The organism is Amycolatopsis sp. 3B14, from assembly GCF_050958625.1.
GTDB lineage: Bacteria > Actinomycetota > Actinomycetes > Mycobacteriales > Pseudonocardiaceae > Amycolatopsis_E > Amycolatopsis_E thermoflava.
Genome location: NZ_JBHZEN010000061.1, coordinates 1 through 26,002 on the forward strand (window position 1 = coordinate 1; position 26,002 = coordinate 26,002).

A 26,002-nucleotide genomic window follows, 5' to 3' on the forward strand; every position below is an offset into this window, starting at 1 on the left:
CCCCCCCCCCCCCCACCCCCCGCCCCCAGGGCGAGATGTTCGGCTCGTGCACCCCGAACCGCCGCTCCAGGAACCGCACGATCGAGGTGTGGTCGAACACCTGCGAGCACACCCGGCCGCCCTTGCTCCACGGCGACACGACCAGCATCGGCACCCGCTGGCCCAGCCCGTACGGCTGACCGTCCAGCAGCTCGCCGGAGAGGTCCACAGTGGACCGGTCCGGGTACGGCGGCACCACGTGGTCGAAGAACCCGTCGTTCTCGTCATAGGTGATGAACAGCGCCGTCCGGCTCCACACCTCCGGGTTCGCGGTGAGCGCGTCGAGGACCCGCGCGATGTACCAGGCGCCGTAGTTCGCCGGCCAGTTCGGGTGCTCGGTGAACGCCTCCGGCGCGACGATCCACGACACCGCGGGCAGCCGGCCCGCCTGCACGTCGGCGGTGAGGATGTCGAAGAACCCCTCGCCCTTCGCGGCGTTCGTGCCCGTGCGCGCCTTCTCGTACAACGGGTCGTCCGGCTTAGCGTTGCGGTAGTTGTCGAAGTACAGCAACGAGTTGTCGCCGTAGTTGCCGCGGTAGGCGTCGCTGATCCAGCCCCAGCTGTGCTCGGCGTCGAGGCCGTCGCCGACGTCCTGGTAGATCTTCCACGACACGCCGGCCTCTTCGAGCCGTTCCGGGTAGGTCGTCCAGCTGTAGCCGAGTTCGTCGTTGTCGATGACCGGGCCGCCGCCGGCGCCGTCGTTGCCGGTGTAGCCGCTCCACATGTAGTAGCGGTTCGGGTCGGTGGGCCCGATCAGCGAGCAGTGGTAGGCGTCGCAAATTGTGAACGCGTCGGCGAGGGCGTAGTGGAACGGGATGTCCTCGCGCGTCAGGTACGCCATCGTGGTCGCCGTCTTCGCCGGGATCCAGCGGTCGTAGCGGCCCTGGTTCCACGCGGCGTGGCCGCCTTCCCAACTGTGGTCGAGGTCCTCCAGGAACTGCAGCCCGAGATCCCGCGCCTCGGGCCGGAACGGGAGCACCTCGCGCGTGCCGTCGGACTGGTGCCACACGGACTTGCCGCTGGGCAACGTCACCGGGCGCGGGTCGCCGAAGCCGCGCACCCCGCGCAGCGAGCCGAAGTAGTGGTCGAACGAACGGTTCTCCTGCATCAGGACGACGACGTGTTCGATGTCGCGCAGGGTGCCGGTGCGGTGGCCGGCGGGGATGGCGGCGGCGCGGGCGATGCTCGGGGCGAGCGCGGACAGGGCGGCGGAACCGCCCGCCAGCTGCAGGAACCCGCGACGGTTCAGGGCTGTCATGGCGGTCAGCCTGATCCCGCCGCGGGTACGGCAAGCGTCGCGGCGGCGACCGGACGGCGAACACTTGACTGCCCGAGCGTGAGAAGGAAAGCCTGCCCTTACTGCTGAGAGGTGGGCTTTGAGCCGGTTCGGGAAGATCGTCCTGAAAACGCTGCCGGCGCCCCCGTACACGCGCACGATCTTCTCCGGCTCCTCGGTCAACCGCACGTCGGCGACAGTGCTGGAGGCGGTCGGCCCCCAGGAGTACACGCTCGACATCGAATCCAGGCTGCGGGTGTGACGCCGGCGGCTCAGACCAGGCCATCTCCGCCACCCGGATCGCGGCCCCACAGCCGGGCGAGCGGCTCGGTCAGCTCGCGCTCCTCGTAGGACAGGTGGGACAGCAGCGCGTCGGTGAGCAGGTCGAGCGCGGCGTGCAGCGCGGTGATGTCGCCGTCGGTGCCGACGAACGCGACCAGTGCCGCGTCGACCCGTTCGACGAGGGCCTGGATGGCGTGGTGCTCGTCCGCCAGCCGGTCCAGCACCGGGGCGAGCCCGGGCTCGAACCGGCGCAGCGCGGGGAACACGTCGGAGTCCTCGCGCTGGTGGTGAATGCTGACCACGCGGCAGTAGGACTCGCAGTACGCGCCGAGCGTCCAGTTGTTCTGGCGCAGGGTGAGGGTGTGCAGGCGGGAGCGCGCGGCGCCGGGGTCGAGGGTCCCGGCGGCCACCTCGGTGAGCAGGTCGCGCAGCTGCCCGAGCTCGGCGCGCAGGTGGTCGTGCACCTCGATCAGCCGTTGCCCGGCGGCCTGTTCCCGGTCGTCGTGGCGGCGCCGCGGGTCCGGTGGGGGAGCCGACGGGCGGTCGTCCTCGTCCCAGACCCGTTCGGCGCTCAGTCGGAAGCCGTCGTCCGGGGTCGGCCGGGCGGCCAGCGGCGCGGGCGACGGTCCGTGCCCGTCCCGCGCGGCGGCGACCAGTTCGCGCACTGCCGGGGCGATTTCGGTCGCGAAGAGCTGCAGCAGGCCCGGGGAGTCGGCCGGCAGCAGGAACCCGCTCACGCCGTGGGTGAGGGCCAGGTCGGCGAGCCGCTCGGGCCAGCCGCGCGGCGAGCCGAGCGCGGGCGGGGACAGGTTGTAGAGACGGCGGATCGCGGCCGGGTCGCGTCCCGCGTCCGCCGCGGCCGCGTCGAGGGCGGCGTTGGCGGCGGGGAGATCGGCGGGCGGGATGCGGGTCATGCTCGGTAGCCAGCCGTCGGCGAGGGTGCCGGTCAGGCGCAGCATCCGCGGCCCGAGCGCGCCGACCCAGATCCCCGGACGGCCCGGCGCGGGAGCGGGTTCGGCGCCGTCCAGGCCGTAGTGCTTGCCCGGCAGGTGGACCGGGCCGCCGGGTGTCCACAGTGCACGGATCACGGCGATCGCCTCGCCGAGCGCGGCGACCGCTTCCGAGGGCGCGCGCCACGGCCCGCCCTCGGCGGCGATCGCGTCCCAGTACGCCCCGGCGCCCAGCGCCAGGTCCACCCGGCCGCCGCTGAGGGCGCCCAGACTCGCGACGGCGCGGGCCAGCATCGCGGGCGGGCGCAGCGGCAGGTTGGCGACGTTGGGGAACACCCGGACCCGCTCGGTCCGCGCGGCGATCACCGACAGCGTCGTCCACGCCTCGGTGAACTCGGGCCGGTACGGGTGGTCCGGCACGCTCACCAGGTCCAGCCCGGCGCGGTCGGCGACCCGCGCGAGGTCCAGCGCCAGTTGCGGTCGTCCGGTGGCCGGGGTGAGGACCGCGCCGAAGAGCAGGTCGTGTCCGTAGTCGGTCATCGAGCGGCCATCTCGCGTGGCGCGGGGGCGGGCAGGAGCTGTCCCGGGCCGGCGAGCGCGACCAGCGCCGCCGCGCCCATCGCGATCGCGGACAGCACGAACGCCGTGGTGTAGCCGGATTCCACCGGGAACCGGGTGCCCGCGACGACCTCGGCGGTGACGATGGTCGACGCGATCTGCGCGCCGAAGGTGCCGCCGATGGTGCGCATGATCGTGTTGATGCCGGTCGCCTCCCCGGTCTGGCGCGGGTCGACCGCGCCGACGACGAGGTTGGCCAGCGAGGCGAAGGCGAACCCGACGCCGATGCCGAGGATCCCGTTGCCGAGGTAGATCGGCCACGGCTCGCCGTGCGCGACGGCGAACAGCACGAACCCGGCCGCGCCGATCACGCACGCCAGCACCAGCGGGAGCTTGAACCCGGCCTTCGCGCCGATGCGCCCGGCGAGTGGGCTGGCGAACAGCATGGTCACGGCCATCGGGATGATGAACAACCCGGCCTCGGTGACCGACGCGCCGAACCCGTACCCGGCCTGCGGCGGCGTCTCGACGAGCAGCGGCACCAGCGTGAACGCGCCGTACATGCCGAAGCCGATGATCAGCGCGGTGATGTTGGACGTCAGCACCGCGGGACGGCCGAGCAGCCCGATGTCGATCAACGGCTGGGCCAGGCGCTTTTCCACCAGCGCGAACACGACCAGCAGGACCACGGCGGCCGCGAACAGCCCGATGATCGCCGCGGAGCCCCAGCCCCACACCCGGCCCTCGCTGATCGCCAGCAGCAGCGCGACCAGGCCGCCGGTGAGCAGCAGCGCGCCCGCCCAGTCGACGCGGCCCGGCGAGCGCACCGGCGACTCGCGCACGAACGCGGCGACGGCGGCGATGCCGGCGACGATCACCGCGAACATCAGCCAGAAGATCCACTCCCAGCTCAGCGCGTCCACGATCAGACCGGGGATCACCAGCCCGACGCCGAACCCGATGCCGAAGGTCGAGCTGATCCAGCCGATCGCGACCGGCACCCGTTCGCGGGGGAACTCGTCGCGCACGATGCCGAAGGCCAGCGGGAAGGTCGCCGCGCCGACGCCCTGGATCGCGCGCGCCGCGATCATCACGCCGATCGACGGGGCGAGCGCCGCGAGCAGGGTGCCGGCCGCGGACACCGCGAGGCAGGCGAGCAGCACGCGGCGCTTGCCGAACATGTCGCCGAGGCGGCCGAGCAGCCCGGTGGCGACCGACGCGGTGAGCAGGAAGGCGCTCAGCACCCAGGAGACGGTGGTGGTGGAGGTGCCGAACTCGGCCTGCAGCGTCGGCAGGGCGGGCACCGGCATGGTCTGCAGCAACGAGAACGACAGCACCGCGATCAGCAATGCGGCGAAGGGTGCGGAACTTCGTGTCATGACGTAATGATTACACGACGACATGATTACGTCCAGAAGGTAGGATCGACCGCATGGACGACCGCGAGACGCGCCCGCCGACCCTGCTCGCCCTGCCCTCGTACCTGGCGGGCCACGTCGCGCGGATCGGGCACCGCGGGCTGGTCACCGCACTGGCCGAGCACGACCTGCGGCTGCCGCACTTCGCCGTGCTGACCGGGTTGTCGGACTTCGGGCCGCTGGCACAGCACGCGCTCGCAGACCGGCTCGGGCTCAACCGCAGCCACCTCGTCGGCTACCTGGACCTGCTGGAACAACGTGGTTACGTCCGCCGCGAACGCGATCCCGCCGACCGGCGGCGTCAGCGCGCCGCCCTGACCGAGTCCGGCATGGCGTTGGTGCGCCGCCTGCAAGAGGTGGCGCACCGCTCGCAGGAGGAGTCGCTGGGCGTGCTGTCCACAGAGGAGCGCCGGACACTGGTGGAGCTGATGCGCCGGGTGGTCGTGGCCGACGACGCGGCCTCGAAGGAAGTGACCGCCTAGTGTCCTGAGTCGTTAGTTCGTCGGCAGTAGGCGGCGAGGGAGTCGAGGATCTGGTCGGCGTGGACGCCGCGGCGGAGCAGTTTGACGGTGATCTCGGCGAAGAATCGTTCGACGAGGTTGAGCCAGCTGGAATTCCTCGGGTTCCTGCGCACCATCGATTCGTCAACGCACAGCACCACCGCCTTCGCGGGCGGATCCAGATACAGCCCGACCACATCGCGGACCTTGTCCACGAACAACGGATCCTTGCTGATCTTGAACGTGTCCACCTGGTGCGGTTTGAGGCCGAACGCCCGCCAGATCCGTGAGAACGCCGACTGTGTCATCCCGGTCTGCGCCGCCAGCGACCGGGTCGACCAGTGCGTCGCGTTCCGCCCTCGGCGCAGGCCAGTACGATCCGGGCCCGCAACGCCAGCGCCTGCGCGGTCGTCCTGCGCCGGGTCCACCCCTTCAGTCGGACAGGGTCAGTGGCACCAGCTTCGAACCGGCATCGCCACAACCTAGCCTGGCACCGAATTAACGACTCAGGCCACTAGCGGCGGGACGGCCAGCCGAAGCTGTCCGCTGTGGACTCGTCGGGCCCACTGGCGTGGCCAGGCAAGGCAGCCCTCAGCGCCGGGACAGCCACCCGAGACTATCCACAGTGGACCCGGTTGGCACGTACTCCAGGCCCACCCAGCCGTCGTACCCGGTGGCGGCCAGCCGGTCCAGCCAGGCGGTCACCCCGAGCGTGCCGGTGCCCGGCTCGTGCCGTCCCGGCGCGTCGGCCACCTGCACGTGCCCGGTGCGCTCCAACAGTGGCGGCGTGAGGAGCGCGTCCAGGTCGTCGCCGTTGCTGCCCAGGTGGTAGACGTCCGTCAGCAGCGCGATGTTGTCCGCCCCCACCTCGTCCGCGAGCGCGAGCGCGTCGGCGGCGCGCAGTAGCGGGTAGTCCGGCGCGCCGCTGAGCGGTTCCAGCAACACCGTGCCCGGCAGCCGGTCTGCGGCGAAGGCGAGGTTGTCCAGCAGCACGTCCCGCGAGGCGCCGGTCCGGTTGCCGGGCAGGACGTTGAACCGCGAGCACCCGAGCCGCTCCGCGATCCCGGCCGCGACGTCCACCCCGTCGCGGAACTCGGCCGTTCGCGAGGCGAACCCGGCCAGCCCCCGCTCGCCCGCGGCGAGATCGCCGTGCGGCACGTTCAGCGACACCAGCTCGACCCCGGCGTCGGCGATGGACGCGACGAACCGGTCGACCTCGCTGTCCCCGGGCACGCCGTCGAACGGCCACCACGACTCCACACCCGCGAACCCGGCCCCCGCCGCCGCGGCCGGACGGCGCTCCGGCGCCAGCTCGGTGAACAGGATCGAGGTGTTGACGTCGTACCGCATGACGTCATCCTCGCAGACGCGCCCGCAACTCCAGCTTCGCGATCTTGCCCGTCGCGCCCTTCGGCAGCTCATCGACGATCCGCACCCGCCGCGGGTACTTGTACGCGGCGATGCGCTCCTTCGCCCACGCCACGATCTCGTCCGGCTCGGCGCTCGCGCCCGGCTTGAGCGAGACCACCGCGACGACCTCCTCGCCGAGCCGCTCGTCCGGCTCGCCGATCACCGCCGCCTCGCCGACCGCCGGGTGCCGGTACAGCAGCTCCTCCACCTCGCGCGGGTAGACGTTGAACCCGCCGCGGATGATCAGGTCCTTCTTGCGGTCCACGATGAACACGAACCCGTCGGAGTCGACGTAGCCGAGGTCGCCGGTGTGGAACCAGCCGCCGCGGAACGCCTCCGCGGTCTCCTGCGGCCGCTTGTAGTAACCCTTCGTGATGTTGTGCCCGCGCAGCACGATCTCGCCCACCTGCCCGGACGGCAGCGGGCGGTCCTGGTCGTCGACGATCCGCAGTTCCACGCCCCAGATCGGCTTGCCGATCGAGAGGATCTTGCGGTTGTCCGCGCCCGGGTTGACCGTCGTGGTCGACGCCGACTCGGACAGCCCGTACCCCTCCAGCACCGGGATCCCGTACTTCTCCTCGAAGCGGCGCAGCACCTCCTCCGGGATCGCCGCGCCGCCGGAGCTGCCGATCCGCAGGCTGCTGGTGTCGTAGCCGGTGGTGTCGGCGTAGGCCAGCGCGTGGTACATCGTGGGCACGCCGGCCATGATCGTGACCCGGTCCCGCTGGATCGCCTCCAGCACCGCGGACACCTCGAACCGCGGCACCACCGAGATCGTGCGCCCGTGCCGGGCCGAGGCGTTGAGGATGCTCGACAGGCCGTAGACGTGGAAGAACGGCAGCACGGCCAGCGCGACGTCCTCGGGTTCCGCGCCGAATCGCTCGCTGCCCAGGGTGCAGGTCATGTAGAGCTGGAAGTGGGACAGTTCGGCGCCCTTGGGGCGGCCGGTGGTGCCGCTGGTGTAGAGCAGCACGGCCGTGTCGTCCGCCGCGCCGGGGAAGATGTCGCCGTCGTCCGCGGGCTCCAGCAGCGCCGGGAAGGACAGCGTCCCCTCCGGCCAGGCGCCGGCGTCGAGGTCGCCGACGACCACCGCGCGGACGTCCGGGACCTCCTTGAGCGCCGTGGTGACTTCGGGCGCGCCCGCGGCGTGGGCGATGATCATGCGCGCGTCGGAGTCGTCCAGGTGGTAGGCGATCTCGGCGGCCTTGAGCAGCGGGTTGAGCGGGACCATCGTCAGGCCCGCCTTGAGGATGCCGAAGTAGGCGATCACGAACTCGGGCACGTTGGCGAGCTGCACGGCGACCTTGTCCCCGGGCCGCAGGCCGGCTTCGCGCAGGGCGACGGCGACCCGGCCGGAGCGCTCGTCGACCTCGGCGTAGGTCATCGCACCCGACGGGAAGCGCAGGAAGTCCTTGCCCGGCGTGGCCGTCGCGGACTCCCGCAGCATGATCGCCAGGTTGAAGCTCATCGGCTGCACACCTTCCGAACGTCGTTCTGTCCGGCCTGCCCGGATTCCGCCGGTCATTCCGGATTGCCTGCGGGTCGGTTGTCAGACCCGGCAGAATCCCGTTCGGTTTTGCGGCGACGTCGACCCGTCAGCCAGTGAACCGCGCGGCCGGTCCGGTGGTCAAGTCCCCGGCGCGTCGTCGAGGTCGCCGGGGCGGATGCGGTAGACCTGCAGGCGCAGGTCGTAGTACTTGGTGGTCTCGCCGACCCACTGCATGCCGAGCCGTTTCGCCGTCGCGATCGCCCGAACGTTGTTCGGTCGCGCGACGGCGAACAGCTCGTCGGTGTCCTGGGTGAACGCCCACCGGATCAGTGCCTGGCTGCCTTCGGTGGCGTAGCCATGCCCCCACGCGTCGGGGTGCAGCTGCCAGCTGAGCTCGAGGTCCTCCTCGTAGGGCGGCAGCAGGCGGATGGCCAGGCCGCCGATGACCTGGCCGTTCTCCCGGCGTTCCATGGCCCAGCGGCCGCGCGGCGGCGGCAGGTTCGGCTGGGCCTCGTGCCAGGCCTGCAGCACCGCGCGCATCGCGGCGACATCGCCGACCCGGTCCATCACCGGGGTCAGCCAGTGTGTGACCTCTTCCGAGCCGTAGATCGCGAAGGCGGCGTCGGCGTCGTCGGCCGTCCAGTCACGGATGACCAGCCGGTCGGTGATCAGGGGCGACTCCATGTGTAAACGCTACGTGAAGTGCGGCCGGTACGGCAGCCACGAGCGGCAGATGCGCCCAGAGAGCGGTACGGTCCCCGTCGCCGCTGCGGCCCCACATGGCCGCGCAGGTGGTCAGGACGTGCAGGCCGGTGCCGAAGCCGCTGTCCGGGGACGGCAGCTCGACGCCGGGCGCGGACAGCGAGATCCGCAGCCAGCCGGCTTCGGTGCCCTCGCGCACGAGCCGGATCGTGGCGGGCAGGCAGCCCTGTTCGTAGGCCGTGCTGGCCAGGGCGTCGATGACGAGCAGCGCGTCGGTGACCGTCTCCACCGTGCAGCCGTCGAGGAAGGTCGCGGCCGACTCCCGCAGGGTGCGTATGTCGGTGGGGTGGTTCAGCACCCGTTGCAGGGCATGGTCGATCCAGAAGTCGGTCACGCGGGCTCCCTCCGCTGTCTGCTCAACGGTCGAGTGAGACTACCCGGGCGAGTGTTGCTGAAACCGCGCAAGTTGTGACCGCGGTCTCAGTCTGCCCGTCAGGTTACGCGCCCTCGGTGTGGTGGCGCAGCAGCCGGGACAACAGGGCGGTCAGCTGCTCCCGTTCCGCGCCGCTCAGCGGGGCGAGCAGGTCGTCCTGGATGCGCGCGATCTGCTTGTCGAGGCGCTTGAGCTGCCTGCGCCCGGCGGGGGTGATCGTGATGACGTTGCGCCTGCGGTCGGCCGGGTCCGGCTCCCGGCTGACCAGGCTGCGATCGGCCAGTTCGTTGATGGTCGCCACCAGGTCGGAGAGGTGGATCGCGCTGCGGCGGCCCAGTGTGGCCTGGCTCGCCGGCCCGGACTCCTCCAGCGCGGCCAGCAGGCGGTAGTGGTAGCCGCGGGCGCCGGCCTCGGACAGGCCCTCGGTGACGAGCCGGTGCGCGTGGTGCGCGGTCTGCGTGAGCAGCCAGCTGGGGAGGGCACGCAGGCGCTCGGGGGCGGTGGTCTCCATGATCGGGAGTCTAACCGAAACGTTCGCCCGGCGAATCATTTGACGGACTAACGTTTGGGCGTCTAACGTTCTGGGCATGACCGAGAAACCCTTCCGCATCGACATCCCGCAGTCCGCCCTCGACGACCTCGCCGCCCGCCTGGACCGCGTCCGCTGGCCCGACGAGTTGCCCGGCGCGGGCTGGGACTACGGCATCCCGCTCGCCCGGGTCCGCGAGCTGGCCGGCCGTTGGCGCGACGGTTACGACTGGCGCGCCCAGGAGGCACTGTTGAATTCGTTCCCGCAGTTCACCGACGAGATCGACGGGCAGACCGTGCACTACCTGCACGTGCGCTCGCCGCGGGCGGACGCCCTGCCGCTGGTCGTGACGCACGGCTGGCCCGGTTCCGTCGTCGAGTTCCTGGACGTGATCGGGCCACTGTCACGCGACTTCCACCTGGTGATCCCGTCGATCCCGGGTTTCGGCTTCTCCGGGCCGACGGCCGAGCGGGGCTGGGACGTGGCGCGGGTGGCGCGCGCCTGGGCCGAGCTGATGCGCCGGCTGGGGTACGAGCGGTACGGCGCCCAGGGCGGCGATTTCGGCTCGGCGATCTCGCAGCAGCTCGCCGTCGCCGCGCCGGACCAGGTGGTGGGTGTGCACCTGAACTACCTGCCGACACTGCCGCCGTCCGGCGGGATCGCCGGACTGTCCGAAGAGGATCAACGCAGGCTCGCCCACACGAAGGCGTACGCCGCGAACCGGCCCGGCTACCAGGTCCTGCACATGACCACGCCGCAGACGATCGCGTACGCCCTGACCGATTCCCCGGTCGGGCAGCTGGCGTGGATAGCCGAACGGTTCGCGAAGTGGACCGACCCGGAGTCGCGCATCCCGGACGACCGCCTGCTGACGGACGTGATGCTGTACTGGCTGACCGGCACCGCGGGTTCGGCCGCCCGCCTGGCGAAGGAGAGCACGTACGTCGCCCAGGCAGGCCGCCCGTGCCCGGTGCCGGTCGGGGTGGCGGTCTTCGCGCACGACATCACCCTGTCGGTGCGCGCGGTCGCCGAACAGCGGTTCGACATCCGCCACTGGAGCGAGTTCGACAGAGGCGGCCACTTCGCGGCGATGGAGGTGCCCGACCTGTTCGTCGAGGACGTGCGCAAGTTCTTCAGCACGCTGGCTTGAGGCGCGAGGCCGCCGGTCACGCCAGTGCCGCGAACTCCCGCTATTGCCGGCCGGCAGCCCCGGGCCGCCGGTCTGCGACGTGGTCACTCGCGCGGCTGCTGCCGCCCGGTGGTGCTTGGCCGCGGCCGTGGCCGTTGGCGGGCCCGGGTTCGGCCGTGGTGGGCTGGCGCGGTGCTGGCCCGCCGGTCTGCGATCACTCGCGCGGCTGCTGCGGCCCGGTGGTGCTTGGCCGCGGCCGTGGCCGTTGGCGGGCCCGGGTTCGGCAGTGGCCGGCAGCCCTGGCCCGCCGGTCTGTGACGTGGTCACTCGCGCGGCTGCTGCCGCCCAGCGGCCCTTGGCTGCAGCCGTGGCCGTTGGCGGGTCCCGGTTCGGCTGTGGTGGGCTCGTGTGCTGCTGGCCTGCCGGTCTGCGATCACTCGCGCGGCTGTTGCGGCTCGGTGGTGCTTGGCCGCGGCCGTGGCCGTTGGCGGGCCTTGTTTCGGCTGTGGTGGGCTCGCGTGCCGCTGGCCCGCCGGTCTCGCGACCATCCGCGCCATCCCGCACTGTCAACCGGCAGCCCTGGGGCTCAGCCGTGGCCACTGGCGGCCCTCGCGCGCAGCGGCAGAAGGTGCGGGTCGGGCGTCCTGCGAGGCTGCTTGCCCGAGCTGAGCACCAGCCAAGGACCACGCGGGGATCTGGCGGCGGAGGCCGGGCGTGCCTCCGGCGAGGCAGACGGCCGTCGCTCCGCCGGAATCTTCTGGGCTTTCCCTGGCCCGGGTGCTTCTGCCATGTTGCATCAGGAGCGGAGAGGGGGCCCGATGCCTGAGGCCGAGATCCTGTCGCCGGGGGAGTTGCGCGCGCTCGGCGCGTGGATGGACCGTCAAGGGCTGCCGGGCGGGCCCGTCGAGGACCTCGCGCCGATCGCCGGTGGCACTCAGAACCTGATGGTTTCGTTCCGCCGTGGCGGCCGGGCCTACGTCCTGCGCAGCGGTCCCCGGCACCGGCGGGCGCGCAGCAACGACGTGCTGCGCCGGGAGATGCGGGTGCTCGCCGCGCTGTCGGGCACCGCGGTGCCGCACCCGGAGCTGATCGCGGCCTGCCCGGAGGAGACCGTCCTGCCCGGCGCGGTCTTCTACCTGATGGAGCCGGTGGACGGGTTCAACGCGACCGTCGAACTGCCCGAGCCGCACGCCGCCCGCCCCGAGCTGCGGCACGAGATGGGGCTGGCGATGGCCGACGCGCTGGCGGCGCTGAGCGAAGTCGACCACGAGCGGGCCGGCCTGGCGGATTTCGGTCGCCCACACGGGTTCCTCGAACGCCAGGTGCCGCGATGGCTCGCGGAGCTCGATTCATACGCGGGCCACGACGGTTACCCCGGGCCGGACCTGCCGGGCGTGGAGGCGGTCGCCGACTGGCTCGCGCAGCGTGTGCCCCAGCGGTGGTCGCCAGGCATCCTCCACGGCGACTACCACCTCGCGAACGTCCTGTTCGACCGCCGGGCCGCGACGGTCGCGGCCATCGTGGACTGGGAGATGAGCACGATCGGCGACCCGCTCCTCGACCTCGGCTGGCTGCTGGCCACCTGGCCCGGCACCCGCCCGATGCTCGGATGGAGCGGCCTCGCCACAGCCGGCGACCTCGCCACCGAGGAGGAGATCGTGGCCCGCTACGCCGCCAGCTCCGGACGGGACACCTCGGGAATCGCCTGGTACGCGGTGCTGGCGTGCTTCAAGCTGGGCATCGTGCTGGAAGGCACGCACGCGCGTGCCTGCGCCGGCAAGGCGCCACGCGCCATCGGAGACCGCCTCCACGCGGCGGCGGTCGGGTTGTTCGAGCAGGCGCTGGACCGCATCGCACGTTCGTGAGTGGTCGAGCTGCCCGCGCGGCCGGGGCCGCGGTAGAGGGCTGTTCGCGCCGGATCACTGCTCGCGCGAGACGGCTGCTCGGGCGGGATGGTTGCTCGGGCGGGTTGGTTGCTCGGGCGGGATGGTTGCTCGGGCGGGTTGGCTGCTCGGGCGGGATGGTTGCTCGCGCGGGTTGGCTGTTCGCGGGGGGATGGCTGCTCGGGCGGGTTGGCTGTTCGCGCGGGTTGGCTAGGTGTTGCCGACGGCAGGCGGGCCGTGATCGGTTGGGGCGGCTTCACATGAGGGTGGGGGCCGCATCGAAATGGCGTTGACCGCGTGCTGAATCGTGCGGGTGGTGGGCTGCGTGGTGGGCGTCGCGATCGCCGTCGGAAAGTGGTCGGTGCCGGGGCCGCGCAGAGGGGGCGTCGCGGATCGCGGCCGGAAAATGGCCGGCCTCGTGGGCTGTGGTGAGGGTGCCTGGCCGGCGACAGCGCATCGGGCGCCACAAGCAGTGGTCAGGGCACCACTGTCACCGGCCACAGGCCGGATCGCACGAGGCGGTTCGCCACCGAGCCGACGATCCGGTGGCCCCGGCTCTCCGACGCGCCCACCACGACGAGGTCGGCGTGCAGCTCGACCGCCGCGCGGCGGAGTTCCGTGAAGGCGTCGCCGCGGCGGACGATGAACGTGATGGGCAGGCGCGCCTCGTCGGCCAGATTGCGGATCGGTCCGCGCATCTCGTCGATCGTCGCTTCGTAGGCCTGCTCCTGGGCCGCCGCGAGGTAGCCGCTCGCCATGCCGGTCCACGCCGTCGGCGCCAGCACGTACACCAGCACCAGCCGCGACCGCTGCCGCCGCGCCAGCCCGGCCGCGTAGGCGCCCGCCCGGGACGCGCTGGGGGAGCCGTCGACGCCGGCGAGGACGACGTACGGCCCGTCGGTGCCGCGCTCGAACGGTCCCGGCGACCACGCCGGGCCGTACTCCTCCACCAGTTGTCCCCGCTCGGCACCCACGGCACGCATTATCTGGCACCGGCCGCTCCGGGTGCGGGCACCCGGCACGGCTTTGGTACGAATGACGTCTACGCCGACAGGAGGAACCAAGTCGTGGGTAACGGGCCCGACCCCGTGCGGGCGGCCGACGTGGCGATGGCGGCCGCCCGGTTCGCCGGGGTCATCCAGCCGACGCCACTGCACCGCAACGAACGGCTTTCGCTGCAGCACGGCGTGGACGTCTGGCTCAAGCGCGAGGACCTGTCCGCCGTCCGCTCCTACAAAGGCCGTGGCGCCTACAACCTGGTGAGCCAGCTCTCACCGGAGGAACGCGCCCGCGGCGTCGTGTGCGCGAGCGCAGGCAACCACGGCCAGGGTGTGGCGTTCGCCTCAGCCGCCCTCGGGGTCCTCGCCCGCGTCTACCTGCCGCGCACCACCCCCCGGCAGAAGCGGGACCGCGTTGCCCGGCTGGGTGGTGAGCACGTGCAGATCGTGATGCACGGCGACACCTACGACGACGCTGCCGCCGCCGCGCAGGAGTACGCGGCGAGCACGGGCACGACGATGATCCCCGCGTTCGACGATCCGCGCACGATCGCCGGGCAGGGCACCGTCGTCAAGGAGGCCATCGAGCAGCTCGGCCGCGCCCCCGACGTCGTGATCGTGCCGGTCGGCGGCGGCGGCCTGCTCGCCGGAACCCTCGCCTGGCTCCGCGAGACCCACCCCGAGGTGCGGGTGATCGGCGCCGAGCCGCAGGGCGCGGCCAGCATGGCTCTCGCACTCGAGCACGGCGGCCCCGTCGCCATGGAGACCATCGACCCGTTCGTCGACGGCGCCGCCGTCCGGCTCGTCGGGCAGCACACCTACGCCCTCGCCGCCGAACGCCGACCGAGCATGATCGCCGTGCCCGAGGGCAAGATCTGCGTCGAGATGCTCGACCTCTACCAGTCCGACGGCATCATCGCCGAGCCCGCCGGCGCGTTGTCACCGGCAGCGCTCGGGCTGGACCTCGACCTGGAGCCGGGCTCGACCGTGCTGTGCATCGTCTCCGGCGGCAACAACGACGTCAGCCGCTACGCCGAGATCGTCGAGCGGGCCCTGATCTACGAGGGGCGCAAGCACTACTTCCTCGTCGAGTTCCCGCAGGAGCCCGGCGCGCTCCGCCGCTTCCTCGACGACGTGCTCGGCCCCGACGACGACATCACGCTGTTCGAGTACGTCAAGCGCAACAACCGCGAGACCGGCCCTGCTCTGGTCGGCATCGAGCTGGGCTCGCCGGACAACCTCGAACCGATGATGAAGCGGATGGCGGCCGGCCCGCACCGCATCGAGCGCGTCCCGCCGGACAGCCCCCTGTTCACGTTCCTGGTGTGACCGGCATCGGGATCGCCTTCTCGGCCGCGCGGCTCACCTCCTCCCAGTCCGCCCAGCCGTCCAGGCGCTGCCGCGTGAGGTCGTGCGCCAGGTCGTACACCATGCTGCCGAGCAGCAGGCGCAACGGCGGATCCTCGCTGTCCGCGAGTTTCAGCAGCGCCTCCGCGGCGAGCGCAGGATCGCTGTCCACCGAACCCTCGGTCCACTGCTGCTCCATCTCCTGCCGCAGCGGTGCGTAGGCGTCGACCGGCGAGGCCATCGCGGGTGCGGTGTAGAGGTCGGTCCAGTAGCCGCCGGGCTGCACGATGCTGACCTTGACGCCGAAGGAGGCCGCCTCCTTGGCCAGCGCCTCGCTCATGCCCTCCAAGGCGAACTTGCTCGCGCTGTAGAGACCCGTCATCGGGAACCCGCCCAGCGCGGCGATGCTCGAAATCTGCAGGATGCGACCGGACCGCCGGCGCCGCATCACCGGTAGCACAGCCTGGCTCACCCAGAGCGCGCCGAAGAAGTTCGTCTCCATCGCCGCTCTGGCCTCGTCCTCGGTGAACTCCTCGACCATGCCCATGGACAGGGTGCCCGCGTTGTTGACCACGACGTCGAGGCGACCGAAGTGGTCGACGGCCTGCTCGACGACCCGGAACACGTCCCCGCGCCGGGTGACGTCGAGCTGGACGGGCAGCAGCCGGTCGGTCGCCTCGGCGGTGACGGTGCGGGAGGCCGCGACCACCCGGTCACCGCGATCGAGGGCGGCTTCGGTGAAGGCGCGGCCGAGGCCGCGGCTCGCACCGGTGATGAACCAGACGCGGGAAGGGGAGGTGGTGGTCATCTGGGCTCCTTTCGCTGTGAGACGAACCGTAGCGTCTCGGGCCGCCAGGTGTCAAGACGGACCGTCTCGTCTTGGTCTGTGGTAGTGTGGGGACGTGCCAGATGCGAGTCGTCGCAACGAGAGCTCGCGGCAGGCGATCCTGGCTGCCGCGTTCGAATTGGTGGGTGAAGTCGGGTACGCGAAGCTGAGCATCGAAGGGATCGCCGCGCGGGCGGGCGTCGGGAAGCAGACGATCTACCGCTGGTGGCCCTCGAAGGGGGCGGTGCTGCTGGACGCGTTCCTGATGCTGTCCGAAGGGGACGGTGGCGGGCTGCCCGACACTGGTGACCTGGAGGCGGATCTGAAGACGGTGCTGCGCGCGACGGTCAAGGAGCTGACCGACGAGCGCTTCGACCTCACGATGCGCGCGCTCAGCTCGGAGATCATGCACGATCCGGAGCTGGCGCGGATGTACGCGGAGCGGCTCGACGAGCCGGTGCGGGAGCTGAAGAAGGAGCGGCTGCGCAAGGCGGTGGAAGCCGGGCAGCTGTCCGATGTGGACCTGGATGTGGCGGTGGACGTGATCTGGGGTCCGGTGACGGTGCGGTGGATGCAGCGGGGGCCGCTCACGGTGGAGTTCGCGGACCAGGTGGTGGAGACGGCGTTGTCCGGGTTGCGACCCTGACGCGGCGGGGGATCGGGGAACGCCTTGCGGTGGTGGCGGTCGCGTTGAGGGCTGAGTGTGACGGGAGTTGGGCGTAGGTGCCGGATCGGATGGGGGGAGTCGGCGTTGTGCCAGTTGCCCTGACGCGGCTGGGGTTGGGGACAGTGCTCGCGGCGGTGGCCAGTCTCGGCGCGGGGTGGCGGTCCGTGGCGGAATTTCGTGAGCGGGTAGGGGCAAGGTCGTCCCGGTTGTGACACCGGCACTGGGGGCTTGCCGGGGTGAAATTGCGGGACTGGGCGGGCCGGCGCGGCGAGGTCCGTTCGCGGGTCCCGGGGTTGCCCGCGAAACGGGAGCCCCTCAGCTCTTCGCCGCCACGGCCTGTTCGAAGAAGTCGGCCAGTTGCCGCCCGTAGGACTCCAGGTCCAAGGCCGGGTTTTCGGTGTAGGCCTGGATCGCGCCGTCGATGCTCTGCGCGATCGTGCGGGCCGCGACCTCGGCCGAGAACTCGCCGAAGGCGCCCTCCCGCTGCCCCTGGGTCAGTAGCCGCTCGATGCGGCCCGTCCGGAAACCGCTCAGCAACGGGCCCGCCACCGGCCAGCCGTCCGGGTCGTCCGCGTTCGCGGCGACCTCGCGCAGCACCCGCACACACTCGGGGTGGTCGCGGACGAACGTGACCTCCGTTTCGATCAACGCGCGCAGCATCGCGGCCCGGTCGGTCGTGTCGCCGGCCCGCTCCTCCAGGTACCTGTCCCGGATGCTCATGGCCGTCGTCACCACCGCCTGCATCAGCCCCGCCTTCGTGCCGAAGTGGTAGCCGATCAACCGCGTGCTGCTCAGCCCCGCACGTTCCTTGATGCGGGCGAACGACGTCCGGCGGTACCCCAGCTCCGAGATCGTCGCCAGGGTCGCCGCGATGATCTGCGAACGGCGCGCCTCCTCGGCCGGGCTCAGGCCCAGGTCCGGCTGCACCTCATTGATTACCTGCATGAGTAAAAAGTTACTCGCCTGAGTAACTTGCGGCAAGCGGATTACTTCAGCAGCGTGTCGACCAGTTCGGTGGTCCAGCCGGGATCCGCGGGCTGACCGGCGAAGATCGCCCGGTAGTACAGCGGCCCGAGCAGGACGTCCGCGGCGTGCGCGGTCTCCGGCGCGGTCCCGCCGCGGGAACGTTCGCGATCGAGGATCGCGGTCAGCTGGGCGTGCCGGTCCGCGGTGCACGCGCAGCCGCCATCCGGGCCCGAGCCGATCGCGGCCCGCATGATCGCCAACACGTCCGGGTCGGCGAGGTCGGTCGCCACGTCCGACGCCCACCGCTGCAGGTCCTCGCGCAGCGAGCCGGTGTCCGGCACGACGATGTCGCCGCTGAACCGGCTGCTCGCCACGTCCGCCATCAAGTCCGCGACCGACCCCCATCGCCGGTACAGCGTGGTCGGGTGGACGCCCGCGCGTGTCGCGATCAACGGCAGCGTCAGCGCCTCGGCGGGGTTCTCGGCCAGGAACTCCACGACGGCGCGGTGCACGGCGGCACGCACTCGCGCGGACCGGCCGCCGGGACGGGTTGTGCTGGTGGTGGCGGGCATGGAGAAATTATCGCATCGATCGCTGCGTTTGCGCTATGGTCGTCCTAACGCATCGATCTTTGCTTTTCCGAGGAGTGCTGATGTCGAGTTCCCCCGCCGTCGCCGTCGCGGCACGTCCCAGAGCCCGGTTGCCGCACCCGGTGGCGTTCACGGCGGTCGCGGTGATCTTCGTGCTGTTCATGGCCGCCTCCAGCGTCCCGTCGCCGCTCTACGTCGTCTACCAGCAGGAATGGGGCTTCTCGTCGATGACGCTCACCGTGGTCTTCGCGGTGTACGTCCTGGGGTTGATCGCGTCGCTGCTGGTCGTCGGCGCACTGTCGGACCACGTCGGGCGGCGGCCGGTGCTGGCCGCGGCGATCGTCGGGGAAGCCGTCTCGCTCGTGCTGTTCCTGGTCGCCGGGGACGTCTCCGCGCTGTTCGCGGCGCGCGTCGTGCAGGGCGTCGCCACCGGTGCGGCCATGTCCGTGCTCGGCGCGACGCTGGTCGACCTGAACCCGCCGCACGCGCCTGGCCGCGCGGGCGTGATCAGCAGCGTCGCCCCGACGAGCGGGCTCGCCCTCGGCGCCCTGGGCTGCGGCGCGCTCGTCCAGTTCGCGCCCGCCCCGACGCACCTCGTCTACGCGCTCCTGCTCGCCGGCATGGTTGTCGCGCTGCTGCTGACCGCCGGCCTGCCCGAGACCTCGGCCCGCCGCCCCGGCGCGCTGGCCTCGCTCACCCCGCGGCTCGGCGTCCCGGCGCGGCTGCGGCCGGACCTGTTCGCGCTGGTGCCGATCCTGATCTCCAGCTGGGCCCTCGGCGGTCTCTACCTGTCGCTCGGGCCGTCGGTGGCGGCCGGGTTGTTCGGAATGTCCAACCACCTCGTCGGCGGGCTCGTCGTGACCCTGCTGTGCGGAACGGGTGCGCTGACCTCGCTGCTGCTGCGCAGGGCCCCGGTCGGTGCGGTGCTGCAGGCCGGCGCCGCGTTGCTGGCGGTCGGCATGGGCATCACCCTCGCGGGCGTGCTGGCGGACGTCCTCGCGCTCGCCGCCGCCGGGACGGTGGTGTCCGGGGTCGGGTTCGGGGCGTCGGCGCTGGCCAGCTTCGGCACGCTCGCGCGACTCGCCGCACCGGCCGAACGGGGCGAGCTGTTCGCGGTGGTCTACGTCGTGGCCTACCTCGCGTTCAGCATCCCGGCGGTGATCGCCGGCTTCGCGGCGACGTCGGCCGGGTTGCGGCCGACCGCGATCGTCTACGGGTTCGCCGTGGGCGGGCTGGCGGTGCTCGCGGTGATCGTCCAGTCGGTGCGCGCCGCGCGGAGGTGATCGCGCGCGGTCTGAGCAGCGCGTTGTGTTCGTGCGGCGCTTTCGAAGACGTCGAGCCACTTGCGTAGGTCGCCTCGCTGAGCGCGGGCTGAAGTCGAGGGGGCAGTGTTGCGCGATCCGGACAAGAGGGCTATCTTCACTCCAGTGATACCCCCTAGGGGTATTGAACGGAGGGAACGACATGGACCACTCGACGCACCAGCACACGGGGCACGCGGAGCACGCCGGGCACCGGCCGCCGGCCACTTGGGCCGCCGCGGCGCAGGCCACCCTGCACTGCCTCACCGGCTGCGCCATCGGCGAGGTGCTCGGCATGGTCATCGGCACCGCGCTCGGGCTGCACGGCGTCGCCACCGTCGCGCTCGCCGTGGCGCTCGCGTTCGTCTTCGGGTACGCGCTCACCATGCGCGGCGTGCTCAAGGCAGGCGTGCCCTTCCGGGCCGCGCTGAAGGTCGCACTCGCCGCCGACACCGTCTCGATCGCCGTGATGGAGATCCTGGACAACCTGGTCATGGTCACGGTGCCGGGAGCCATGGACGCCGGCCTCGGCAACGGCCTGTTCTGGGGCGCGCTGGCGTTCTCGCTGGTCGTGGCGTTCGTGCTGACCACACCGGTGAACAAGTGGATGATCGGGCGCGGCAAGGGGCACGCGGTCGTCCACCAGTACCACCACTGACTGCGCCGGGCGGCCCTGTCGGCCGCCCGGCCGGTCGTGTTGTCTTGATCCCGTGGGCGGGCGGAAGATCGACCGCGGCCCGGCCGGGGACGGCTGCCCGGTGCGCCGCGGTCCGGACGGGACCTGGCGGGTGACGGGCTACGAGCAGGCCCGCGCGGTGCTGCGCAGCGGCGGAACCGTGCAGGCCGGCCTCGGCATCGACACGGTCGACAAGCTGCCGACGCGGTTCCGCCGCCCCGTGCTCTACCGCGACGGCCCGGAACACCGCGAACATCGCCGCCAGACGGCCCGCTTCTTCACGCCCCGCCGCGTCAGCGAGCACTACCGCGACCTGATGGCCCGCATCGCCGACGAGCAACTGGCGCGGCTGACCCGGAACGGCCGCGCCGAACTGCCGGACCTGGCCTTCGGTCTCGCGATCGGCGTCGCCTCCGAGGTCGTCGGCCTCACCGAGAGCAGGCCGGGCATCCAGCGCCGCCTGGACCGGTTCTTCCCCGAGGAGTTCGGGCGGCCCGGGTTCACCAGCCTGACCGGGATCCGCTGGTTCTTCCGCCAGATGCGCAACTGGCTCGCCATCTACGTCGCCGACGTCCGCCCGGCCGTGCGCGCCCGGCGCCGCAACCGCCGCGACGACCTCATCTCCCACCTGCTCGACGAGGGCTGCTCGGCGGGCGAAATCCTCGGCGAGTGCCTCACCTTCGCCGCCGCGGGCATGGTCACCACCCGCGAATTCGTGTCCGTCGCGGCCTGGCACCTGTTCACCGACGACACCCTGCGCGCCCGCTACCGCGAAGCGGACGAGGACGAGCGGATCGGCCTGCTGCACGAGATCCTGCGCACCGAACCTGTCATCGGCGGGCTGAAACGGCGCACCACCGCGCCGCTCCGGCTCGACGAGGACACCATCCCGCCCGGCGAGCTCGTCGAGGTGCGGATCGACGCGGCCAACCTCGAGCCGTGCGAGGCGCCGGGGTTGTCCTTCGGCGACGGCGCGCACAAGTGCCCCGGAGCACACGTCGCGATCCTGGAGACCGACGTCTTCCTCAGCCGCCTGTTCGCCCTGCCCGGCCTGCGCATGGTGAGCCCGCCCCGGGTCACCGTGAAAGCCGAGATCGACAGCTACGAATTACGGAATCTGGTCGTGGCGGTCGTCACATCGGACTAGCATCCGCGCTCGTGGCGGACACCGACATCTCCTTCCGAGCCGACCGGATCGACCCGGCCGTGGTCGCGCGGCAGGCCGAGATCCTCGACCTGCAGGCCGCGACACCGGGCGTGCGGCGGTTGCGTGCGTGGGCGCACGAGGCCCTGGCCGTCCGGCCGGGCGAGCGCGCGCTGGAAATCGGCTGCGGCACCGGCTCCGAGGTGCAGGTGCTCGCGGCCGCGGCGGGACCGGACGGCGAGGCCGTCGGGCTCGACCCCAACGAAGCCATGCTCGCGCTCGCCAGGGAGCGGGCCGCCGGATCGTCCGCGCGCTTCGTGCCCGGCGACGTCTCCGCGTTGCCCTTCGCGGACGCGACCTTCGACGCCGTGCTGTGCGAGCGCGTCTTCCAGCACCTGACCGACCCGGCCGCCGCGGTCGCCGAAATCGTGCGGGTCCTGCGCCCCGGCGGGCGCGTGGCGCTGATCGACACCGACTGGGCCACCGGCATCATCCACCCCGGCGACCCGGACACGGCGCGGGCCGTGCTGGCCGGCATGCTCACGCAGACCGCCGAACCGGCCGCCGGGCGCAAGCTCGCGGGCTGGCTCAGCGCGGGCGGGCTGACGATCGCCGACCGCGGCTCACAGGCCCTGATCTCCGACCACGAGTCGGTCCGCGACACGCTGCTGCCGATGATGGTCGAGCACGCTGTCGGCAACGGCGTGGTCACCGGCGAGCAGGGCGAACGGCTGCTCGCCGAGCTCGCCGACGGCGCCGCGCGCGGGGACTTCCACCTGTCCGTGACGATGTTCGGCGTGCTCGCTCAGCGTCCCTGAACCTCCCGCCAGGCGGCGAGGATCGCGGCCACGCTGCGGTCGACGTCGGCCTCCGTGGTGCGCCAGTTCGACACCGAGACGCGCATCAGCCGCCTGCCCCGCCAGACCGTGCCGCCCATCCAGCACTCGCCGGACCGCTGCACCGCCTCCAGCACCTGCGGCGTGTGGTCCCCGAAACCGACGAGGACCTGGTTGAGGACGACGTCGTTGACCACGTCGGCCCCGGCCTCGGACAGCCGCGCGGCGAACCGGCGCGCGAGGGCGCAGGACCGCTCGACGAGTTCCGCGACGCCCGCACGGCCCAGTTGCCGCAGCGCCGCCCACGTGGTGAAGCCGCGGGCGCGGCGCGAGGAGTCCGGCACGAAGTCGCCCGGGGAACGCAGCGCCTCCGGCCGGTCGCCGACGAGGTAGGCGGCGGTGTAGGAGGTCGCGGCCGCGTGTGCGGCGGGGTGCGCGCAGAACGCGTAGCCGCTGTCGTAGGGCACGTTGAGCCACTTGTGACCGTCGGTCGCCCAGGAATCGGCTTCCGCCACGCCGTCGGTGAGGTGCCGCAACCGCGGGCTCGCCGCCGCCCACAACCCGAAGGCGCCGTCGACGTGCACCCACGCCCCGCGCGCGTGCGCGGCGGCGATCGCGGTGCGGAAGTCGTCGAACGCGCCGGTGTTGACCTCGCCTGCCTGCAGGCACACGATCGTCGGCGCATCCGATGTGGACAGTGCGTCGGCCAGCGCCGCGACGTCGATCGAACCGGACGCGGCGGTCGGCACCTCGGCGAGCGCGTCCGTGCCGAAGCCGAGCAGGCGCAGGGCCCGGTCGATCGTCGCGTGCCGTCCGCTGCCCGCGACGATCCGCACCCGCGGCGCGCCGTGCAGGCCCTGCCGCTCGACGTCCCAGCCATGGCGCTCCAGCACGGCGTGCCGGGCAGCGGCCAGTCCCACCGTGTTGCCGCCCTGAGCGCCGGTGACGAACCCGAACGACGCGGTGGGCGGCAGGCCGAGCAGCTCCTTCAGCCACCCGCCCGCGACCTCCTCGACGAGCGCGGCGGCCGGTGAGGTGAGCGCGTTGAACCCGTTCTGGTCCCACGCCGTGGTGAGCACGTCGGCCGCCGCCGCGGCCTCCAGCGACCCGCCGATGACGAACCCGAAGTACCGCGGCCCGGCGCTCGCGACCAGCGCGGGCTCGACGGCATCACGCAGCTGGTCGAGCACAGCCGCGGGGTCGGCGGGCCCGTCCGGCAGCTCGCCGAGCGCGGCACGGACCGCGTCCGGATCCAGGTCGCGGGGGAACACCGGGCGCTCGTCCAGCCCGGCGCGGAAGTCCCGGCCCATCGCCGCGGCGCGGGGGAGGAGGTCGTCGGTCACGCGACGATCGTAGTTTCACCCGGCGCCGGCGCGGTGCAGGCTGAGCACGCCGTCGCGGGGACCGGTGGTCGTCCAGGCGCCCGAGTCCGCCGTCCAGGTCACGCCGTCGAACGTGACGCCGTCCAGGCCGAAGCGCGTGGCGTTGGCGACCAGCCAGGTCGCGAACGCCCAGCCCTCGGCCGCCGGGTGCGGTCCGCTCAGGGTCGCGGTGCCCAGCTCGGCCCTGGCGACCGCCGCGATGTTCGCCTCCGGCGCGCCGGGGGAGAGGTTCGCGCAGGTCAGCGCGCCCGGCTTGGCCCCGGTCAGCGCCCCCGCCGCCGCCGCGGCCTCCGTCTCCCACTGCGCGTAGGCCTCCGGGAACGCCGACCGCTGCACCAGCTGCGCCGCCTGCGTCACCGTCAGGTCCGCCCACCCGGGCTGGTCCCGCAGCCGCTCGTAGAACGCCGTCGCCGCGTACACCGGGTCGGTGACCTCTTCGTAGTCACCCCACCCCTGGCTGGGCCGCTGCTGGAACAAGCCGGCCGAATCGCGGTCGCCGCCGGGCAGGTTCCGCAGCCGCGATTCCTGGATCGCGGTGGCCAGCGCGACCGTGACCGCGTGGTCCGGCATGCCGAGGCGACGACCGACGGCGGCGATCGTGGCCGCGTTGCGGGCCTGCTCGACCGTCAGGTCGAAGGACGAGCCGTCGGCCATGACCACCGTGCAGCTCGGCTTGGGCGCGGGCCGCCCGGTGAGCGCGATCCACGCGACGACCCCGCCGGCCACCACCACGGCGAGGACGAGGGCCAGGAGCGCCCCGCGACTGCTCCGCATGCTCCCCTCCTCCCCGGACCTCCCGCCAGTTCAGACGCACGAGACCGCCGCTGGTTCGTCGTACCCGCTCGCAACCCCGGAAAACGGTGTCCGCGTTACCCGGAAGAGGTGCGAAACCGGGTGCGATACCGTTCGGTGCCGAACCTCCACCCGCGCACGAAGGATTTGATCATGGGAGAGAGCTCCCCGAAGGTCACGGTCGTCGTCCCGACCTACAACGAGCGGGACAACCTGCCCAAGCTCGTCGGCCAGCTGACCGGCCTCGGGCTGCCCGGCCTGCACGTGCTCGTGGTGGACGACAACTCGCCGGACGGCACCGGCGACGTGGCCGACAAGCTGGCGACCGAGCACCCGGACCACATCGGCGTGCTGCACCGGACCGAAAAGGACGGTCTCGGCCGCGCCTACGTCGCCGGCATCACCCGCGCGCTCGACGAGGGCGCGGACATCGTGATCCAGATGGACGCCGACCTGTCGCACCCGGTCGAGGCCGTGCCGCGGATGATCGACGAGCTCGCCACTTCGGACGCCGCCGTGGTGCTCGGATCCCGTTACGTGGCAGGCGGTTCGCTCGCGGGCGAGTGGGGCTGGCACCGCAAGGCGCTGTCGGCGTGGGCGAACTTCTACGTCAACGCCATCCTGCGGCTGCACGTCAAGGACGCGACCGCCGGGTTCAAGGCGTGGCGCGCGGAGACGTTGCGCCGCATCGACATCGCCACGATCCGCAGCAACGGGTACGCGTTCCAGGTCGAGATGAACTACCGCACCGTGAAGCAGGGGATGCGGATCGCCGAGATCCCGATCCGGTTCGAGGAGCGCGCCGACGGGGTGTCGAAGATGAGCCTCGCGGTGCAGCTGGAGTCGGCGCTGATGCCGTGGAAGCTGCTGTTCGGCCGTAAGCTGAGCTAAACGAAACTTCAAAATCTTTCACTTGTCCTTGCGCTTTCCCGGTCGCACGCTGGTGGCGTGATCAAGACGTGGGTGCGGATGGGCGTGCTCGCCCTGCTGTGGGGTTCGGCGTTCCTGTGGATCAAACTCGCGCTGCGCGGGTTCACGCCGATCGAGATCGCGGTGTTGCGGAGCGTGCTCGGCGCCGCCGTGCTGTTCGTCCTCGCCCGGATCGCGGGGCAGCGCATGCCCCGCGGGCGGGTGATGTGGGGCCGGCTGGCCGTCGCCGCGTTCTTCTGCAACGCGGTGCCGTTCGCGTTGTTCAGCATCGGTGAGCAGACGGTCGACTCCGGCATCGCCGGAGTGCTCAACGCGACCACTCCACTGTGGTCACTGCTCATCGGACTGATGCTGGGCGCCGAACGCGGGATCCACCCGGCGCGGCTCGGCGGGCTGCTGCTCGGGTTCGCCGGGGTGCTGTTGATCTTCGCGCCGTGGCAGCGGGCCGGGCTGTTCGGATGGGGAGCGCTGGCACTGGTGGCCGCGGCGGCGAGCTATGCGATCGCCTTCGCTTACATGGCAAGGAAACTGGCCGGGACGGGCGGCCCGGTCGCGATCTCGGCGGCGCAGCTGGCGGTCGCGTCCGGCCTGGCTTCGCTCGCGCTTCCCGTGGAGGGCGCCGGGCCGGGGTTCGACGGCCTGGCGGTGCTCGCCGTCGTCCTGCTCGGCGTGTTCGGCACCGGGTTCACCTTCTACCTCAACTACCGCCTCATCGAGGACGAGGGCCCGACCGGCGCGGCCGTCGTCGGGTACCTCCTGCCGGTCGTGTCGGTGGCGCTCGGGGCCGTCGTCCTCGGCGAGCCGGTGACGCCGCGGGTCGTGGCCGGGATGCTGGTCGTGCTGGCCGGGGTCGGCCTGACGCGCACGAAGCCGCGGCGCGTACGGGTGGCGACGTAGGCGCAGGTCGCGCTCTGCGGCGGATGCCCGGGACGTCCGCTTTCGCGACAGT

General features: G+C 72.1%; 26 protein-coding genes and 1 pseudogene. 12 read left to right on the top strand and 15 right to left on the bottom strand.

What is annotated here, in order from left to right:
* A partial coding sequence (locus ACCP09_RS31150) for a phosphocholine-specific phospholipase C (RefSeq protein WP_433752268.1) occupies window positions 1–1,297 on the bottom strand: 1,297 nt, incomplete at its 3' end.
* Between the two features lie 118 nt (window positions 1,298–1,415).
* On the opposite strand from ACCP09_RS31150, the gene ACCP09_RS31155 reads away from it, so the two are divergent.
* Window positions 1,416–1,577, top strand: coding sequence for a hypothetical protein (locus ACCP09_RS31155; protein ID WP_378362344.1), 162 nt, complete (start codon window positions 1,416–1,418; stop codon window positions 1,575–1,577).
* A 10-nt stretch (window positions 1,578–1,587) separates the two neighbouring features.
* Here the strand turns inward: ACCP09_RS31155 and ACCP09_RS31160 are convergent, their stop codons facing one another.
* Together ACCP09_RS31160 and ACCP09_RS31165 are read right to left on the bottom strand one after the other, a co-directional pair.
* A complete protein-coding gene (locus ACCP09_RS31160) occupies window positions 1,588–3,087 on the bottom strand; it encodes an LLM class flavin-dependent oxidoreductase (protein ID WP_433752270.1) in 1,500 nt (499 codons plus the stop codon).
* The gene (locus ACCP09_RS31165; protein WP_433752272.1) at window positions 3,084–4,484 is read right to left on the bottom strand and encodes an MFS transporter; all 1,401 of its coding nucleotides are present in this window, start codon (window positions 4,482–4,484) and stop codon (window positions 3,084–3,086) included. The genes ACCP09_RS31160 and ACCP09_RS31165 overlap by 4 nt, the downstream gene beginning before the upstream one ends.
* Before the next feature lie 53 nt (window positions 4,485–4,537).
* Between ACCP09_RS31165 and ACCP09_RS31170 the strand changes: the two genes are divergently transcribed.
* Window positions 4,538–5,005 (top strand): MarR family winged helix-turn-helix transcriptional regulator, encoded by a 468-nt coding sequence (locus ACCP09_RS31170; RefSeq protein ID WP_378362347.1) that lies wholly within the window; start codon window positions 4,538–4,540, stop codon window positions 5,003–5,005.
* A gap of 158 nt (window positions 5,006–5,163) precedes the next feature.
* On the opposite strand, the pseudogene ACCP09_RS31175 reads toward ACCP09_RS31170, so the two are convergent.
* The 6 genes and pseudogenes from ACCP09_RS31175 to ACCP09_RS31200 all read right to left on the bottom strand — a co-directional run.
* Window positions 5,164–5,376 (bottom strand): annotated as a pseudogene (locus ACCP09_RS31175) (IS630 family transposase); the annotation flags it as partial.
* A gap of 238 nt (window positions 5,377–5,614) precedes the next feature.
* Window positions 5,615–6,373 (bottom strand): hydroxypyruvate isomerase family protein, encoded by a 759-nt coding sequence (locus ACCP09_RS31180; protein WP_433752274.1) that lies wholly within the window; start codon window positions 6,371–6,373, stop codon window positions 5,615–5,617.
* A gap of 4 nt (window positions 6,374–6,377) precedes the next feature.
* Complete coding sequence (locus ACCP09_RS31185; RefSeq protein WP_433752276.1) at window positions 6,378–7,901, bottom strand: long-chain-fatty-acid--CoA ligase; 1,524 nt, start codon at window positions 7,899–7,901, stop codon at window positions 6,378–6,380.
* Window positions 7,902–8,060: 159 nt separating this feature from the next.
* Window positions 8,061–8,606 carry a GNAT family N-acetyltransferase gene (locus tag ACCP09_RS31190; protein ID WP_378362350.1) on the bottom strand — a complete coding sequence of 182 codons (546 nt, stop codon included), beginning with the start codon at window positions 8,604–8,606 and terminating at the stop codon, window positions 8,061–8,063.
* On the bottom strand, window positions 8,566–9,018 hold the full coding sequence (locus ACCP09_RS31195) for a hypothetical protein (protein WP_027935358.1): 453 nt from the start codon (window positions 9,016–9,018) through the stop codon (window positions 8,566–8,568). The genes ACCP09_RS31190 and ACCP09_RS31195 overlap by 41 nt, the downstream gene beginning before the upstream one ends.
* 103 nt (window positions 9,019–9,121) lie before the next feature.
* A complete protein-coding gene (locus tag ACCP09_RS31200) occupies window positions 9,122–9,568 on the bottom strand; it encodes a MarR family winged helix-turn-helix transcriptional regulator (protein ID WP_433752279.1) in 447 nt (148 codons plus the stop codon).
* A 76-nt stretch (window positions 9,569–9,644) separates the two neighbouring features.
* On the opposite strand from ACCP09_RS31200, the gene ACCP09_RS31205 reads away from it, so the two are divergent.
* Window positions 9,645–10,736 carry an epoxide hydrolase family protein gene (locus ACCP09_RS31205; protein WP_433752281.1) on the top strand — a complete coding sequence of 364 codons (1,092 nt, stop codon included), beginning with the start codon at window positions 9,645–9,647 and terminating at the stop codon, window positions 10,734–10,736.
* Window positions 10,737–11,533: 797 nt separating this feature from the next.
* Window positions 11,534–12,580 carry a phosphotransferase family protein gene (locus ACCP09_RS31210; RefSeq protein ID WP_431903966.1) on the top strand — a complete coding sequence of 349 codons (1,047 nt, stop codon included), beginning with the start codon at window positions 11,534–11,536 and terminating at the stop codon, window positions 12,578–12,580.
* Between the two features lie 494 nt (window positions 12,581–13,074).
* Here ACCP09_RS31210 and ACCP09_RS31215 read toward each other — a convergent pair whose 3' ends face one another.
* Window positions 13,075–13,548, bottom strand: a complete 474-nt coding sequence (locus ACCP09_RS31215; RefSeq protein WP_433752328.1) for a universal stress protein — start codon at window positions 13,546–13,548, stop codon at window positions 13,075–13,077.
* 159 nt (window positions 13,549–13,707) lie between these two features.
* On the opposite strand from ACCP09_RS31215, the gene ilvA reads away from it, so the two are divergent.
* A complete protein-coding gene (gene ilvA, locus ACCP09_RS31220) occupies window positions 13,708–14,925 on the top strand; it encodes a threonine ammonia-lyase IlvA (protein WP_433752330.1) in 1,218 nt (405 codons plus the stop codon).
* Here the strand turns inward: ilvA and ACCP09_RS31225 are convergent.
* Window positions 14,909–15,751 (bottom strand): SDR family NAD(P)-dependent oxidoreductase, encoded by an 843-nt coding sequence (locus ACCP09_RS31225; RefSeq protein ID WP_433752284.1) that lies wholly within the window; start codon window positions 15,749–15,751, stop codon window positions 14,909–14,911. The genes ilvA and ACCP09_RS31225 overlap by 17 nt on opposite strands.
* 139 nt (window positions 15,752–15,890) lie before the next feature.
* On the opposite strand from ACCP09_RS31225, the gene ACCP09_RS31230 reads away from it, so the two are divergent.
* Window positions 15,891–16,415, top strand: a complete 525-nt coding sequence (locus ACCP09_RS31230; protein ID WP_123687272.1) for a TetR/AcrR family transcriptional regulator — start codon at window positions 15,891–15,893, stop codon at window positions 16,413–16,415.
* Between the two features lie 336 nt (window positions 16,416–16,751).
* Here ACCP09_RS31230 and ACCP09_RS31235 read toward each other — a convergent pair whose 3' ends face one another.
* Together ACCP09_RS31235 and ACCP09_RS31240 are read right to left on the bottom strand one after the other, a co-directional pair.
* A complete protein-coding gene (locus ACCP09_RS31235; RefSeq protein WP_433752286.1) occupies window positions 16,752–17,381 on the bottom strand; it encodes a TetR/AcrR family transcriptional regulator in 630 nt (209 codons plus the stop codon).
* 41 nt (window positions 17,382–17,422) lie between these two features.
* Window positions 17,423–17,974 carry a TetR/AcrR family transcriptional regulator gene (locus ACCP09_RS31240; protein ID WP_123685761.1) on the bottom strand — a complete coding sequence of 184 codons (552 nt, stop codon included), beginning with the start codon at window positions 17,972–17,974 and terminating at the stop codon, window positions 17,423–17,425.
* Window positions 17,975–18,054: 80 nt separating this feature from the next.
* Here ACCP09_RS31240 and ACCP09_RS31245 point away from each other — a divergent pair, with 80 nt between their 5' ends.
* From ACCP09_RS31245 to ACCP09_RS31260, 4 genes are all read left to right on the top strand, one after another.
* Entirely contained in the window at window positions 18,055–19,275 is a 1,221-nt protein-coding gene (locus ACCP09_RS31245; protein ID WP_123685762.1) for an MFS transporter, read from the top strand.
* A gap of 181 nt (window positions 19,276–19,456) precedes the next feature.
* Window positions 19,457–19,951, top strand: a complete 495-nt coding sequence (locus tag ACCP09_RS31250; RefSeq protein WP_027935370.1) for a DUF4396 domain-containing protein — start codon at window positions 19,457–19,459, stop codon at window positions 19,949–19,951.
* Between the two features lie 52 nt (window positions 19,952–20,003).
* Window positions 20,004–21,116: a cytochrome P450 gene (locus ACCP09_RS31255; protein WP_433752290.1), complete on the top strand. Its 1,113-nt coding sequence runs from the start codon at window positions 20,004–20,006 to the stop codon at window positions 21,114–21,116.
* An 11-nt stretch (window positions 21,117–21,127) separates the two neighbouring features.
* Entirely contained in the window at window positions 21,128–21,931 is an 804-nt protein-coding gene (locus tag ACCP09_RS31260; protein WP_433752292.1) for a methyltransferase domain-containing protein, read from the top strand.
* On the opposite strand, the gene ACCP09_RS31265 is transcribed toward ACCP09_RS31260, so the two are convergent.
* Window positions 21,919–23,292, bottom strand: a complete 1,374-nt coding sequence (locus tag ACCP09_RS31265; RefSeq protein WP_433752294.1) for a pyridoxal phosphate-dependent decarboxylase family protein — start codon at window positions 23,290–23,292, stop codon at window positions 21,919–21,921. The genes ACCP09_RS31260 and ACCP09_RS31265 overlap by 13 nt on opposite strands.
* Window positions 23,293–23,307: 15 nt before the next feature.
* Window positions 23,308–24,105 (bottom strand): hypothetical protein, encoded by a 798-nt coding sequence (locus ACCP09_RS31270; RefSeq protein WP_433752296.1) that lies wholly within the window; start codon window positions 24,103–24,105, stop codon window positions 23,308–23,310.
* Between the two features lie 171 nt (window positions 24,106–24,276).
* Between ACCP09_RS31270 and ACCP09_RS31275 the strand changes: the two genes are divergently transcribed.
* Window positions 24,277–25,014 (top strand): polyprenol monophosphomannose synthase, encoded by a 738-nt coding sequence (locus ACCP09_RS31275; protein ID WP_027935375.1) that lies wholly within the window; start codon window positions 24,277–24,279, stop codon window positions 25,012–25,014.
* A 78-nt stretch (window positions 25,015–25,092) separates the two neighbouring features.
* Window positions 25,093–25,950 carry a DMT family transporter gene (locus ACCP09_RS31280; RefSeq protein WP_433752332.1) on the top strand — a complete coding sequence of 286 codons (858 nt, stop codon included), beginning with the start codon at window positions 25,093–25,095 and terminating at the stop codon, window positions 25,948–25,950.
* Window positions 25,951–26,002 lie beyond the last annotated feature (52 nt).